11 protein-coding genes and 1 tRNA gene are annotated in these 13,737 nt (G+C 66.7%); 6 read left to right on the top strand and 6 right to left on the bottom strand.

Annotated features, from left to right (window positions below; translation table 11 throughout):
• The first annotated feature begins 11 nt into the window (after positions 1-11).
• From BOS5A_RS12730 to BOS5A_RS12715, 4 genes are read left to right on the top strand one after another with little or no spacing between them, the layout of a single operon-like run.
• Entirely contained in the window at positions 12-1,121 is a 1,110-nt protein-coding gene (locus BOS5A_RS12730) for an ABC transporter permease (protein ID WP_151955459.1), read from the top strand.
• On the top strand, positions 1,121-1,936 hold the full coding sequence (locus BOS5A_RS12725) for an ABC transporter ATP-binding protein (protein WP_199857363.1): 816 nt from the start codon (positions 1,121-1,123) through the stop codon (positions 1,934-1,936). Before BOS5A_RS12730 ends, BOS5A_RS12725 begins: the two co-directional genes overlap by 1 nt.
• Before the next feature lie 3 nt (positions 1,937-1,939).
• Positions 1,940-2,902 (top strand): MlaD family protein, encoded by a 963-nt coding sequence (locus BOS5A_RS12720; protein ID WP_151955457.1) that lies wholly within the window; start codon positions 1,940-1,942, stop codon positions 2,900-2,902.
• Between the two features lie 8 nt (positions 2,903-2,910).
• Positions 2,911-3,492, top strand: coding sequence for an ABC-type transport auxiliary lipoprotein family protein (locus BOS5A_RS12715; RefSeq protein ID WP_151955456.1), 582 nt, complete (start codon positions 2,911-2,913; stop codon positions 3,490-3,492).
• A gap of 27 nt (positions 3,493-3,519) precedes the next feature.
• Here BOS5A_RS12715 and BOS5A_RS12710 read toward each other — a convergent pair whose 3' ends face one another.
• Positions 3,520-4,374, bottom strand: a complete 855-nt coding sequence (locus tag BOS5A_RS12710; RefSeq protein WP_151955455.1) for a peptidylprolyl isomerase — start codon at positions 4,372-4,374, stop codon at positions 3,520-3,522.
• A gap of 93 nt (positions 4,375-4,467) precedes the next feature.
• Between BOS5A_RS12710 and BOS5A_RS12705 the strand changes: the two genes are divergently transcribed.
• Both BOS5A_RS12705 and BOS5A_RS12700 read left to right on the top strand, forming a co-directional pair.
• A tRNA-Ser gene (locus BOS5A_RS12705) sits at positions 4,468-4,558 on the top strand.
• A 248-nt stretch (positions 4,559-4,806) separates the two neighbouring features.
• Positions 4,807-7,272: a TonB-dependent receptor gene (locus BOS5A_RS12700; RefSeq protein ID WP_151955454.1), complete on the top strand. Its 2,466-nt coding sequence runs from the start codon at positions 4,807-4,809 to the stop codon at positions 7,270-7,272.
• On the opposite strand, the gene BOS5A_RS12695 is transcribed toward BOS5A_RS12700, so the two are convergent.
• From BOS5A_RS12695 to BOS5A_RS12675, 5 genes are all read right to left on the bottom strand, one after another.
• Positions 7,269-8,600, bottom strand: coding sequence for a sensor histidine kinase (locus BOS5A_RS12695; protein WP_151955453.1), 1,332 nt, complete (start codon positions 8,598-8,600; stop codon positions 7,269-7,271). The genes BOS5A_RS12700 and BOS5A_RS12695 overlap by 4 nt on opposite strands.
• A 28-nt stretch (positions 8,601-8,628) precedes the next feature.
• Positions 8,629-9,309 carry a response regulator transcription factor gene (locus tag BOS5A_RS12690; RefSeq protein ID WP_199857362.1) on the bottom strand — a complete coding sequence of 227 codons (681 nt, stop codon included), beginning with the start codon at positions 9,307-9,309 and terminating at the stop codon, positions 8,629-8,631.
• Positions 9,310-9,475: 166 nt separating this feature from the next.
• Entirely contained in the window at positions 9,476-10,960 is a 1,485-nt protein-coding gene (locus BOS5A_RS12685; protein ID WP_234419327.1) for a PepSY-associated TM helix domain-containing protein, read from the bottom strand.
• Positions 10,957-11,496, bottom strand: coding sequence for a hypothetical protein (locus BOS5A_RS12680; RefSeq protein WP_151955451.1), 540 nt, complete (start codon positions 11,494-11,496; stop codon positions 10,957-10,959). The genes BOS5A_RS12685 and BOS5A_RS12680 overlap by 4 nt, the downstream gene beginning before the upstream one ends.
• Positions 11,497-11,519: 23 nt before the next feature.
• Entirely contained in the window at positions 11,520-13,658 is a 2,139-nt protein-coding gene (locus tag BOS5A_RS12675; protein WP_151955450.1) for a TonB-dependent siderophore receptor, read from the bottom strand.
• Positions 13,659-13,737 lie beyond the last annotated feature (79 nt).

The following is a 13,737-nucleotide window of genomic DNA, read 5'->3' as shown; positions in this document are numbered from 1 at the left end:
GGGTGCGGGCGATGGGCGCGAAGGCGGATTTTGCTGAAAGCGGGGGCTCCGGCGCCGGCACGCTCGATTTTTCGGGGCGGTTGGCCTTGTCCGATCTCGGCGATCTTCCCGATCGGCTCGATGCCTATCAGGGCGATGTGGAGCGGCTCGATCTGTCGGCGGTCGAGCGGATCGATACGATCGGCGCCTGGGTCGTCCACCGCTTTGCCAAGGCGCGGGGTGCCTCGATCGAGGGGCTGTCACCGGACGGCGCGCATTTGCTGGAGCAGGTCGCGGCATCCGATCAGTCGGTTTCGGTGCGCCCGCACTATGTCAGCCCACTGACCCGCGTGCTCGGCGAGGTGGGCGACGCAGTCGTCATCGCCTTCCAGACGCTGTACGGCCTCCTCGGTTTTCTCGGCGCGACGGTGATCGCGCTGGGAACCGTGATTCGCCATCCGTCCAAATTCCGCTTCAACGCGACGGTTCAGCGGTTCGAGGTCGTTGGCGTGTCGGCGCTGGGCATCATCGCCTTGATGAGTTTCCTGATCGGCATCGTCATCGCGCAGCAGGGCGCGGTGCAGCTGCGCCAGTTCGGCGCGGAGGCGTTCACGATCAACCTTGTCGGCCGGCTGACGCTGCGCGAACTCGGCGTCCTGATGACCGCGATCATGGTCGCCGGGCGATCGGGATCGGCGTTCGCGGCGCAGCTCGGCACGATGAAGCTGACCGAGGAGGTCGACGCGATGCGCACGATCGGCGTGTCGCCGATGGAAGCGCTGGTGTTGCCTAGAGTGATGGCCGCGACGTTGCTGATGCCGCTGCTGGGTTTCTACGCGTCGATCATCTCGATTCTCGGCGGCATGTTTCTGTGCTGGGCGTCGCTCGGGATTCCCCCGGAAACCTTCGTCCAGCGCATTCGCGAGGTCGTGCCGATCACCGACCTGTTCGTGGGGCTGGTCAAGGCGCCCGTCTTCGGCGCGATCATCGGGATCGCCGGCTGTTTTCAGGGGATGCAGGTCGAGGGCGATGCAGAGCAGGTCGGCAGCCGCACGACCTCGGCCGTGGTGCAGGCGATCTTCCTCGTCATCGTGCTCGATGCGTTCTTTGCGGTGTTCTTCACCTGGATCGGATGGATCTGATGGCGGACGATCAGGATCCGGTCATCCGCGTGCGCGGGCTGAAGAACAGCTTCGGCGACCAGGTGGTGCACGAAGGGCTGGACCTCGACGTGCGGCGGGGAGAGATTTTAGGCGTCGTCGGCGGATCGGGGACGGGCAAGTCGGTGCTGATGCGCTCGATCATCGGCCTTCAGGTGCCCGATGCTGGCGAGGTGCTGGTCTTCGGCGAGCCGACGGTGGACCGTGAGGAAAGCGAGACGCTGGATATCCGCAAGCGCTGGGGCGTGCTGTTCCAGGGCGGCGCGCTGTTCTCGACGTTGACCGTGGCGGAAAACGTCCAGGTGCCGCTGAAGGAATTCTACCCCGAGCTGCCGCTCTCGCTGCTCGACGAGATCGCGTCCTACAAGGTCGTGATGACGGGTCTGCCCGCCGATGCCGGGCCGAAATTTCCGGCAGAGCTTTCGGGCGGGATGAAGAAGCGCGCCGGCCTCGCCCGGGCGCTCGCGCTCGATCCGGAACTGCTGTTCCTCGACGAGCCGACCGCAGGGCTGGACCCGATCGGCGCGGCGGCGTTCGACGAGCTCACCAAATCGCTCCAGAAGACGCTGGGGCTGACCGTCTTCCTCATCACCCACGATCTCGACACGCTGTATGCGATCTGCGACCGGGTGGCTGTGCTCGCCGACAAGAAGGTGATCGCGGTCGGCACGATCGACGAGTTGCTCGCGCTCGATCATCCGTGGATCGAGGAATATTTCAAGGGGCCGCGCGGCCGCGCCGCGGTGGCGACCCAGGACGCGCACAAGACGCAAGCGCACGAAAAGGCAGAGGCGTAAGGCATGGAAACCCGTTCCAATCACGTGCTCGTCGGTGCGGTCGTGCTGATCCTGCTCGGCGTGCTGGCCATCTTCACCGTCTGGATCGCGCGCGCAGGCGGCGCGACCGAGAAGAAATACGACATCTTCTTCAAGCAATCGGTCGATGGCCTCGCCAAGGGGTCCGCGGTCAATTTCTCCGGCGTGCCATCGGGTCAGGTCGAGGAAATCTCGCTGTGGAAGCCCGATCCCCAGTTCGTGCGCGTGCGCGTGAGCGTGAAGGACGAGACACCAGTGCTGCGCGGCACGACCGCGACGATCCAGGGCAGCTTCACCGGCACCAGCACGATCCAGCTCGACGGTGCGGTCAAGGGCGCGCCGCCGATCGTGTGTCCCGACGTCAATCCGCAGGTCGATTGTCCCTACGGCGTACCGGTCATCCCGACCAAGGCCGGCGGTTTGGGCGCGATCCTCAATTCCGCGCCGCAATTGCTCGAGCGACTTTCGACACTGACCGAGCGGCTGACGGGCATGCTTTCGGACAAGAACCAGGCGTCGATTGCGGGCATCCTCGACAACACCAACCGGCTGAGCGACGCGCTTGCCGATCGCGGGCCGGAGATTGCCGCCACGCTCGCCCAGACGCGCGTCGCGATCCAGCAGGCCGGCGATGCCGCGCAGTCGATCGGGCAGCTGGCCGCGACCACCAACGGCGTGCTGGCGGAAGACGTGAAGCCGGCGATGGCGAACCTGAACAAGGCGATCGTCTCTGCCCAGCAGAGCGCCGATACGCTGAACGGCGCGATCAGCGATGCGCGGCCGGGGCTTCAGGCGTTTTCGAAGCAGACGATTCCGGAGGTCGGCAAGCTCGTCCACGATCTGCGCCAGACGTCGGCGGCGCTCTCGTCGATTGCGGAAAAGGTCGATCGCCAGGGCGCCGGCTCGCTGATCGGTCAGCAGAAACTTCCGGATTACAAGGGCAAGTGAGGGTTCCCATGAAGAAGACGCTCGTCCTGATCGCGGCCCTGCCGCTTGCCGGATGCATCAGCTTCGGCGCGAAGCCGCCGGCACAGTTGCTCAGCCTCACCTCGACCGCGCAGGTACCCGCGGGGCAGGTGCAGAACTCCGCGGCCTCCCCGACGATAACCATCGCGGTGCCCGCGGTGCCGCAGGCGCTGGCGACCGCGAGGGTGCCGGTGCAGCAATCGCCGACCGCGGTCGCCTATCTGAAGGACGCGCAGTGGGTGGAGCCGCCGCAGCGCCTGTTCGCGCGGCTGCTTGCCGACACGGTCGGTGCGCGGACCGGGCGCGTGGTGCTCGGCGAGGCGCAGTCCTATGCCGATCCCGGCGCGCGCCTGACGGGCGAGCTGCGCAATTTCGGGTTCGACGCGCCGTCGCGGGCGGTGATCGTCACCTATGATGCGGAATTGATCCGTAGCGACGGCAAGGCGGTGGAGAAGCGCCGCTTCGAAGCGAGCGTACCGGTGACCGCGATCGATGCGGTCAGCGCCGGCCCCGCGCTGAACGATGCGGCAAACCAGGTCGCGACTCAGGTTTCCGACTGGGTTGGTCGGTAGGCCTTCCGGGCGGGGTCGGGCCGCGGACTATTTCGCGCCGACCCGCCGCACCGCGAGCGGGATGTCGCACACGCTGGCGCCGGTCGCGATCATTGGCGCGGCGGGCGTTTCCTTCAGCCGCACCATCGCGGTGAAGCGCGCGTTATCGGCGCTGCGATATTCGAAGCGCGGGCGGCCTGCTGCGGGCAATTCGCTCGCCAGCCGAACCGAGACGATCGGCGTCCGCTCGGCTGCGGTTGCGTAGAAGCCCATTGCTGCGTCGCTGCGGGGCAGGGCGGAGAGATATTGCATCCCCTCGATCACCCGACCGACAACGGCGTAGTTGCGGTCGAGCCGCCGCGCGGACTGGCCGATCGGGGTGAACAGTTCGGAACCCGAGCCGCTGCGCGGGTCGCTGTTGCGCGCGACGCCGACCATGCCATAACAATGGGTGAGCCACGCGGCCTTGCCGTCCGAAGCCATCGGCCACCCGTCTGCGCTGATCCCGGCCGCCTGCGAATAGCTGTCCGCCTTCGCCATGCGCACGACGGGGTCGAAGCGCGCGATCTCGAACTCGGGCGTCACCGACGCGGCGACGCCGGCGGCAAGCGGCTTCTTCTCGGTCGGGTCGCCCCACTGTGCGACCCAGTTTTCCTGCACGCGGTAGACGGATTCCCCGTCCCACCAGCGCGCGGCGACGAGCTTGCGGATATTGGCGATGTGATCGGGCGCGAAGCGAGCGGCAAGGCGAATCGCGACCGTCTTTCCGCCTGCAAGCGAGACGATCATCACCTCGCCGTCGGGGATCGGTTTCCAGTCGCCAGCGGCGGGATCGCTCGGCAGCGGGGCGGTAGCGGGCGCGGCCTGCGCGACGAGCAGGAGCGGAAGGGTGATCGACAGCATGGGCGAAGCCTCGCACGGCACACACAGTCTGCGCAACCGGCTTGCGGGCCGCGCAGACACGCTCTAGGGCACCTCCTCCCGTCCAGGGTATGCGGAGCGGTGGCCGAGTGGTCGAAGGCGCTCGCCTGGAAAGTGAGTATACGCCAAAAGCGTATCGAGGGTTCGAATCCCTCCCGCTCCGCCAACATGCTGTCCCGTCGCGTCCCACGCCGTCCCAGCAGGGCCAGCTTCTTTTTCTGTTCGGGCGCGCCCGGTGACACTCGTGAACGACATCAATCGCAAATCCGGGGACCAGATATCCGTGCGGGTGCGTCCACATTCATGAATCCGGCGTGAAACGACTAAGTCTGGCGCTGTCGTCAAACCGTCACCGTTGCTACGCGCAGCGGGCGTAGCCGCCCCGAGAGGCACCAAGCCATCAAGGGGATCACCATGTTCATCCGTTCGCGCGTTCGCGGCGTGCTGTTTGCGACCGTCGCCATTGGCACGCTTTCTCTGGCCGCACCCGCTACCGCGCTGGCCGAAGCCGCACCCGACGCCGCCCCGACCGCGGATCCGGCTGCGACGCCCGACACGACGCCCGACCCGCAGCTCGGCGAGATCGTCGTCACCGCAACGCGGCGTGAGACCAGCCTGCAGAAGACGCCGATCGCGATCAACGTCATCGGTGCCGACGACATCAAGCAGCGCCACGTCCAGAGCCTGCTCGATCTCGGCGACGGGACGGTGCCTTCGCTGCGCGTCGCGACCTTCGAGGCGCGCCAGTCGGCGCTCACCGTCGGTATTCGCGGGATCGTTCCGTTCGATCAGAACCAGACCGCGCGCGACACCGGGGTCGGCGTCTATATCGACGGCGTGTATCTCGGCCGCTCGCAAGGTCTCAACGCCGCGCTGTTCGATGTCGAGCGGATCGAGGTGCTGAAGGGGCCGCAGGGCACGCTGTTCGGCCGCAACACCGAAGGCGGCGCGCTGAACATCGTCACCGCGCAGCCGACCGGCGTCTTCGGCGGACGCCTTTCGGCGGGCGTCGGCAACTATGGCAGCCATACGGTGCAGGGGCATCTGAACCTGCCCGAATTCGCCAACATCGCGATCAAGATCGACGGCGTGCAGGAGCATCAGGACCCGACCGTCAAGAATCCGCTCGCCGGGCAGGCGGGCTGGAACTTCTACAACCGCGAAGGTGGTCGCATTTCGGCAAAATGGTCGCCGACGTCGAACTTCAGCGCGACCGTCGCCTATGACAAGGCGAAGGACGAGAATACCCCGAATTTCAGCCAGCTCATCAGCTACAATCCGCTTGGCAAGACGGTGGGCCAATATGACCCGGTGACGCTGAAGCTCGTCGCGCCGGGCAGCCCCGCCGGCACCGCGACCGTTTGCACCGCGTGCATCGCGCCGCTGTCCCCGCTGATTCAGCCGACCGGCGGCGATCGGCAGAAGAGCGCGGTGGTGGGCGTGCCGCAGCAGCCGAGCATCGACCGGACCGAGGGCGTGTCCACGACGCTGAAATATGCGGTAGCCCCCGCTCTCGAGCTGCGCTCGATCACCGCGTGGCGCCGCGTTTCGACCGAGCAATGGGACAATTCGGGCGGACCCGCGCGCACGATCTTCGCGCCGAACACCAATTTCAGCCGCTACAGCCTGTCGTTCCTGCGCCAGCACCAGTTCAGCCAGGAATTCCAGGCGGTCGGCAGCATCCCGCAGCTCGATTACACCGCGGGCCTCTATTATTTCAACGAATACGCGCAGGAACAGGCCGCGACGCCCAGTTCCAATAAGTGGAACGCGAACGGCACCGACTACACGATCAACAGCGAAACCGTGACCGGTCCGGTCACGTCCTCGAACCAGGGCTGGGCGATCGGCGACCAGTTCCTCCAGCGCGCAAGCTATGCCCGTGCAAAGAGCTATGCGGCGTACGGCCAGCTGACCTACACGCCCGACAGCTTCGACCTGTTCCATCTGACGCTTGGCGGGCGCTACACCGACGACAAGCGGAACGGGCGCCTCTACATTGTCTCCGGCGTCGCGACGCCCTACACGCTGGACCTGGAATACAAGCGGTTCGATCCGCTGGCGGTCGCCGCCTTCGATCTGTCGCAGACGGTTCACGTCTATGCGAAATATGCGACCGGTTACCGCGCAGGCGGTGCCAACGACCGGTCGGCGACATTCCTCGCGTTCGGTCCGGAATCGGTCAAATCCTACGAGGTCGGCGCGAAGATGGATTTGCTCGATCACCGCGTGCGCCTGAACCTTGCCGGTTACATCATGGATCGCAAGGGCACCCAGACCGATTTCGACAATGTCGATACCAACCCGTATCTGCCGGGGACGACGACGCCGAACCCGACCTTCAACCTGCATACCGAGAACACGGCGAACGCACCCGGCACGTCCAAAATCCGCGGCGCCGAGGCGGATTTGACGGTGCGCGCGACCGACAACATCACCCTCGGCGCGTCCTACGCCTATACCTACACGAAGGTGCCGCCGACCCCGAACCCCAACCTCGGCAACGTGCTGTATCAGGTCTATACGGTGTACACGCCGCGCAACGCTGCGTCGGGCTATGTCGATTACAGCGTTCCGGTCAGCGGCAACGGCACGGCGCTGCGCGCGCATCTCGATGCCGCCTATGCCGATCCGCAGTACAGCTTCCAGAACGAGGCAACCAGGACCGATCGCAGTTTCGTCGTGAATGGCCGCCTCGCGCTCGCCGACATCCCGGTGACCGCGAGCGGGACGAAGATGACGCTGTCGCTGTGGAGCCGCAACCTGCTCAACACGACCTATATCTATCGCCGTTCGAACGCGAACGACGCGGTGCTGGGGGATTACGGCAACTTCAACCCGCCGCGGACCTTCGGCGCGGAGATCGGTGTCGCCTTCTAGGCGGGGCCGATTCGCAACGTCGCGGCAAGGCCCGGCTCTGCATCCGACAGCATCAGGCTGCCGCGGTGCAACCGGGCGATCGCATCGACGATCGGCAGGCCGAGCCCGTGCCCCGGCCTGCCGCGGCTGGGGTCGAGCCGGCCAAACCGGCGCAGCGCGTGGGCCCGGTCGTCGGGCGCGATTCCGGGGCCGTCATCGCGCACGACCACCTGCGCTCCGTCGGATTCCGCCGAGACGGATACGGCGATGCGCGTTCCGGTTGGCGTGTGCGCCAGCGCATTCTCGACGAGATTGAGGATCGCCTGGGTCAGCAACCGCGCGTCGCCCATCACCTCGATGGGGGCAGGGGGGGTGGCGACAACGATCTCCCGGTCATCCTCCGCGGCGACCGGTGCCATCATCTCGGCCGTGGCGGTCGCGAGCGCCGCCAGGTCGAGAGCGGCAAATCCGGTCTTCCCGCTCGCCTCGATCTCGCCGATCCGCAAGATGGCCGCAAAGAGATCGAGCAGGTCGTCGCATTCGGCAATGGCAGAGTCGATACCGTCGCGCGGCAGCGACGGGGTGGCGGACGCCACCCGCGCCAGGTTCGACCGCAGCCGCGCGAGCGGCGCGCGCAGGTCATGCGCGATGTCGCCCGAAATATGGCGCAGCCCGTCCATCAGATCGGTGATCCGGTCCAGCATCCGGTTCATCGTTACCGCCTGCCGATCGAACTCGTCGTCCGTGCCGCTCAACGGTACGCGGCGCGAAAGATCACCGGCGATGATCGCTTCCGCAGTGGCGCGCATCGCCGCGATCCTTCGCGTCACGAGCGCGCCGAACAGCGCGACCCCACCCAGCACGATGACGACGATCGAGCCGAACCCCGCCAGATAGATGCGAAGCCGCGCCGCGTCATAGTGATCGAGCGGCTCGGTTTCCGCGACCGTGACCAGCATCATCCCGTCCCCGACCGCGCGAACGAGCGCGCGGCCGTGCGTCAGCCCGGGGATGCCGTCACCCGTGCGCAGGGTCGAGAAGCCGGTCGGCGGGAGCCGCCGAAGCCGCACATTGCCGGCCAGCGTCTGCCGCTGCGCGTTCACCAGCAGGAACCCGATATCGCCGGTGTCGCGCTCCCGTGAGAAGCGGGCGATCCGTGCGATCATCGCTGACGCTGCGTCGGGCCGGCCGTCGCGGTCGCCGGCGACGACATCGCTGATCGCGGCGATCCTGCGATCGACCAGCCGGGTGATCGTCAGACCGGTGACGGTGTAGGTCGCGATTCCGGTCAGCAGGACCGCAAGGAAGAACAACAGCAGGAACAGCGCGGTGAGCCGGCCAAAGCTCATCGTCGGGCCACGTCCAAGCCGTCGGCCACTATCGGCCAAGCGAATATCCGATGCCGCGCACCGTCGATATCGGATCGGCGCCGCCGGCTTCGGTCAGCTTCTGGCGCAGCCGGCGGATATAAACGTCGAGGATGTTGCTGCGCGGGTCGAAATCGAAGCCCCAGACACGGTCGTACAGCATGCGACGCGTCAGCACGTTTGCTGGATTGCGCAGAAATTCGGCGAGCAGCGACACCTCGATCTTGCCGAGGTCGATCGGGCGCCCCGCGCGCCACGCGCGAAAATGCGTCGGACTGACGACAATGTCGCCGAATTCGAGTGTATCGGTTCCGGGCTTGCTCCAGCCGCGCCCGCGCAGCACCGCGTGCAGCCGCGCCGCCAGTTCCTCCGCTGCGACCGGCTTTGCGATATAATCGTCCGCGCCGGCGTCCAGCCCCTCGATCTTCTCGGTCGAGCGGGTCAGCGCCGTCAGCATGATGACGGGCACCGTCATGCCGTCGTCGCGCATGCGGCGCAGCACCGACATCCCGTCGAGTTTCGGCATCATCCGGTCGAGGACCACCGCATCGAACTGGCTCTCGCCAAGCGCGACGAGCGCAGCCCTGCCTTCGGCCGCGATCGACATGCGGACGTCAAGCGCGGCCATTTCCTCGGCGAGCGACTCTGCGAGAGCACGGTCATCTTCGACAAGGAGAACGTTCAGAGGCATGGATGCATTTCCGCTCGGCTGTGATGGCACTGGTCCCAACCGAACCATTGGATAGCCGCTCGTCATGCCCTGGCGCCAGTGCAAGTCGGAGGCGCAAGCCCGCTTTCGGGTCGTCGGCTTTCGGAGCGTGCGGGCGATCCCCAAAGAACAAGCGCGTCTCGATCAATCAGGCCCTGGAATACCGAGCCTGACCGTCTGCAGCCTTTCTCCCCGAACTGCGATAGCGTGACAAAATCAGGGTCACAGCAGGAATGCCGAGGCCCAGCAGGTCAAGGGCGACGACCGCGCCCGCCGATGGCAGGGTGATCGCCAGATGCAGTCCAGCGGTCAGGGCAATCGCTGACATGAGCCATGCCGACAGGCTGGCCGCTGCGATCCATGACGGGCGAAGCATGCCGAGCGCCATGCCTGCCGCCATCATCGCCCAGAACCAAGCCGCAAGCGGTGCATCTGGCCCGCCGAGCGCGCGGACCCAGGTCAGCGCGACGATCGCCAGCGGGCTGCCCCACACGACGACGCGCCAGCAGGCGTCCAGCCGGTCGCTACCCAACCCGCGTCGGCGCCGCTTCTGCAGCCATAGCGTGGTGCCGGTCGCGGTGATGACGCAAAGCGCGAGGCCGAGCAGGACATAGAGCAATTCGACCGCGAGGCCGCCGAAATTGCCGAAATGGAGGTTGTAGGTCGATGCCGCGAACTGCTTGCCCATCGCGCCATCCGCCAGCCCGACGGCACCACGCCAGCGTCCGGCCGCGTCGAACGCGTAGGTTTCGCCGTAGATCAGGCGGCGCGGATGCTCCGCGATGATCTGGACATGCTGGCCACGCGTCCCGGGATCGTGGACGATGACGTAGGTCGGGCTTGCCTGCGGGACGCGCGCGGTGAGGGTCGTCAGCGCCCGCGCGATATCCGGCGGCGGTGCGGCGCGCTTGTCGGGCGTGGCTTCCGCGCCGAAGATGGGTGCATAGGCGGCCTCGAGATTTCCGCCCGAATAGGCCTTGGCGAGGACGGTGAAGCCAACGCTGCCAAGCCCGATGAACGCGCCGGTGAGCGCGATCGCGAGCGCGAAGGGCAACGTCCACACGCCGAGACGATTGTGCCAGTCGGCGCGCGCGATCTGCGAATCATGCCGTGCGCGCAGCGTGAAGGCGTCGCGCAGGATGCGCGGATGCGCGAGCACGCCGGTGACGACTGCCGCGGCAAGCGCCACGCCCAGCGCGCCGACAAGGATCATTCCCCACGTCATCGGCAGATTAAGATACATGTGGAGCGCGAGGACGAATTCGGTCCAACTGTGCGCCTCGCGTCCCGCGATCCCGCCCTGCGCATCAATATAGCGTCCGCCGCTGTCGGTCGTGACGACCGCGCGGGGCAGGTCGGGGGTCGGCATGCGGATGTAGAGGTGGGTCGTGGCGGGCCTGCCACGCTCCGAGGCGAGCACATTGGTCATCGCCGTCTGTGCCGCCGCAGGCGTCAGCGCGTGCATTTCGGCGATGTTCGGTTGTTCCCAGCGTTGCCAGCGATCGTGGATCACCGCGATCGCACCCGACAGGCAGACGAGATAGAGCAGCGCGCCGACGAGCAACCCGATCGCGGCATGGCCGGCCAGCGCGCGCTGGACGAACGTCGCGGGTCGTGGGTGCGCCGCGGTCACGACGCCGCCCACAGCAGTGTTCCCAGCAGCGCAGCGGCGGCGGGGGCCGCGATCATTCGCCACGGATCGGCGCGGGTCATCTGGACCGACATGACCACCGCCCATATCGCCGGTTGCACGAAAAGCGACAGCGCGGTTGCATTCGTCGCGCCGGCGCCGGTGCCGCGCGCAAACGCCTGCGCACCGAAGGCGAACCACTGCGCCGCGGCGAAGGCAACCGGGACGACGAGCGCGAACACCGCGAGACGACGGCCAAACCCTCGCCAACGCCGCGGCAACTCTATCGACGGCGGCGATCGGAGGGGGCGCCGGAGCTTAGCCGGCGCCGTCCAGCCCGCGTAGAGGACGAACGACAGGGCTAGGGTGGTCGCCACGAGGCATCCGATCGTCAGGCCCCAGGCGCCGGTCAGCCATGTCATGCCAAGCAGGCCGACCGCGACGATGAGCCATCCCGCGACGGCTCGCGCGCGTTTGCCCGCCCAGCCATGTCGCACCACCGTCATGCCGATCACGACAGTGGCCGCGCCCATCCACATCAGGGCTGTCTCGCCGACCACGATCAGTAGCGCACGCTCAAGGTGCCGAGGAGGCTGCGCGGCGCTCCGTAATAGCCCTGATCGAAGGTGAGCGAGGTCAGATACCGCGCGTTCGTCACATTGCGCAGGTTCGCGCTGACCGACACGTTGCGGGTGAGGTCGTAGCGCGCGAGGAGATCGACCAGCGCATAGGCGTCCTGACGCAGTCGCGTGCCGATTCCCGTCGCGGTCGTCGCGTCGGTGTAGATGCCGCTCTGATACTGCATCGAGGTGCCGAGCTTGAGTGCTGGGAGCGCAGGCGGCGAATAGGTGAGATTGAGCCGGCCGACGTTGCGCGGCACGAAGGTGCGGGCCGGCGTATCGTCCCGGTCGTTGCGGACACGCATGACGCTGAAGCCGCCGGTGACCTGCAATCCGGCAGCGGGCTGGCCGGCAACCTCCAGCTCGATCCCCTGCGAGGTGGCATCGACCGGCGTGTAGATGGTGCGTCCGCGCACCGCATCGAACCCGGCCGCTTCCGCGGTGTTCTGCTGTCGTGCCCGAAAGATCGCGGCGCTGGCGTTGAGCCGCCCGCCGAACCATTCGCCCTTGAACCCGGCTTCGAGATTGTCCCCCTCGATCGGGTCGAGCAGTCGGTTCTGGTCGTCGAATTCCACCTGTGGATTGAAGATCGTCGCGAAGCTCGCATAGGCGCTTATATTCGCGGTCAGATCGAACGTCGCCCCGACGAATGGCAGGAATTTCGACCGGTCGAAATTCTGCGCGGCGCCGTAGGATACGCCCTCGCTGGTGTAATGGGTGTAGTTGCCGCCCAGCATCACCTTCAGCGGATCGGCGAGGTTCAGGCGGACGAGGCCGTAGGCCGTCTCTCGCCGCGTGTGCTGGTCGAGGCTCGGCGTGTAGGGCGTGGGGAAATTCGGGCGCGGGAAATTGCCGTCGAACAGCGTGTCGAGCGGCAGCGGGATGCCGATCGATGCGGTATCGTAGCTCGAGGCCTGCAGGTAGCTTTGCGCGCCGCGGTTGATCCCGGCCATCACGTCATGCTGGCGCCCGCCGATTGTCACCTTGCCGCCGACATAGGCGTCGATGGTCAGGTTGCGGTTCTCGCCGGTGAAGGCGCCGGGATAGCTGAAGATCGCCTGTGGTTTCGTAGGGTCGCTGAGGTCGATGCCGCTCGGCGATCCGCGCCCCGGATTGCCGTAGATGTAGAACAGCGTGTCCGCCTCGTCGGTCGCGCGGCGCAGGACCGAAACCTTGCCGGTCCAGCCGCCGCCGAAATCATGGGTGAGATCGCCGAAGATCTGGCGGTCGGTGACGTTCCAGCTCGACCAGTCGGGCGCGTAGTTGCTGTCGCGATCGAACGGGATGCGGGTGCCGTCGGCAAACGCGAGCGGGATCGCGCCCCACATCGCGCCGCGGCTCTTGTGATCCTGGTGCGCATAGCCCGCGCTGACGACCGTGTTCGGGCCCAGATCGGCCTCGACGATGCCGTAACCGGTCCAGCGGCGCAGGTGATAGCGGTCGAGATAGCTGTCGGAGTCGAGAAGCGCGCCGACCCCGCGGGCCCGGACGCTGCCGTTTGCCGTCAGCGGCACGCTCACGTCGCCATCGAGGCGCAACTGATCGAACGAACCATATTGCGCGCTCGCGCTTGCCTTGAAGGTGCGATCGGGGCGCTTGCGGACGAAGTTGATGACGGCGGACGGATTGCCGGTCGACGACAGCAGGCCCGGGGCGCCGCGCACGACCTCGACCCGGTCGTAGATCGCGGTGTCGAGTGAGCCGGTCTGGATGCCGAACGCGAAGGGCAGGCCGATGCCGTCGATCTGGAAGGTCTGGATGTCGAAACCGCGCGCGGAATAATACACGCGGTCGGTTTCCGCCGCGAGCACACTGACGCCCGGCACCGTCGTCAGCAGCGCGTTGACGTCGTTGAGCTGGAAATCCTCGATCTGCGCCCGCGTGACCACGCTCACCGATTGCGGCGTCTCGCGCTGGCTGAGCGGCAGGCGCGTCGCCGTCGTCTGTGTTTTCGCGCCGTAGTCGTCGCTGCCTTCGCTGCGCAGACCCGTGACGACGATATCGGCGCGGTCCTGATCGGTCACCTCGGGATCGGTCGATCCCATCGCCGCCGCAGCGATCATCGCGGTAAATGCAAACATGGTCAGCCCTCCCTGGCGGAGCGCTGACTAGACAATGCAATCTGCTAATGCAAGTCCCTCGCATTAGCAGATTGCATTG

The organism is Sphingomonas sp. EC-HK361, from assembly GCF_902498785.1.
Taxonomy (GTDB): Bacteria; Pseudomonadota; Alphaproteobacteria; order Sphingomonadales; family Sphingomonadaceae; genus Sphingomonas.
This window is presented reverse-complemented; position numbering and strand designations above follow the sequence as displayed.

Excerpts from the sequence above, each read along its gene's own strand:
- BOS5A_RS12730 (WP_151955459.1), top strand. The coding sequence starts at position 12 with ATGGGCGCGAAGGCGGATTTTGCTGAAAGCGGGGGCTCCGGCGCCGGC.
- BOS5A_RS12725 (WP_199857363.1), top strand. The coding sequence starts at position 1,121 with ATGGCGGACGATCAGGATCCGGTCATCCGCGTGCGCGGGCTGAAGAAC.
- BOS5A_RS12720 (WP_151955457.1), top strand. The coding sequence starts at position 1,940 with ATGGAAACCCGTTCCAATCACGTGCTCGTCGGTGCGGTCGTGCTGATC.
- BOS5A_RS12715 (WP_151955456.1), top strand. The coding sequence starts at position 2,911 with ATGAAGAAGACGCTCGTCCTGATCGCGGCCCTGCCGCTTGCCGGATGC.
- BOS5A_RS12710 (WP_151955455.1), bottom strand. The coding sequence starts at position 4,374 with ATGCTGTCGATCACCCTTCCGCTCCTGCTCGTCGCGCAGGCCGCGCCC.
- BOS5A_RS12700 (WP_151955454.1), top strand. The coding sequence starts at position 4,807 with ATGTTCATCCGTTCGCGCGTTCGCGGCGTGCTGTTTGCGACCGTCGCC.
- BOS5A_RS12695 (WP_151955453.1), bottom strand. The coding sequence starts at position 8,600 with ATGAGCTTTGGCCGGCTCACCGCGCTGTTCCTGCTGTTGTTCTTCCTT.
- BOS5A_RS12690 (WP_199857362.1), bottom strand. The coding sequence starts at position 9,309 with ATGCCTCTGAACGTTCTCCTTGTCGAAGATGACCGTGCTCTCGCAGAG.
- BOS5A_RS12680 (WP_151955451.1), bottom strand. The coding sequence starts at position 11,496 with ATGTGGATGGGCGCGGCCACTGTCGTGATCGGCATGACGGTGGTGCGA.
- BOS5A_RS12675 (WP_151955450.1), bottom strand. The coding sequence starts at position 13,658 with ATGTTTGCATTTACCGCGATGATCGCTGCGGCGGCGATGGGATCGACC.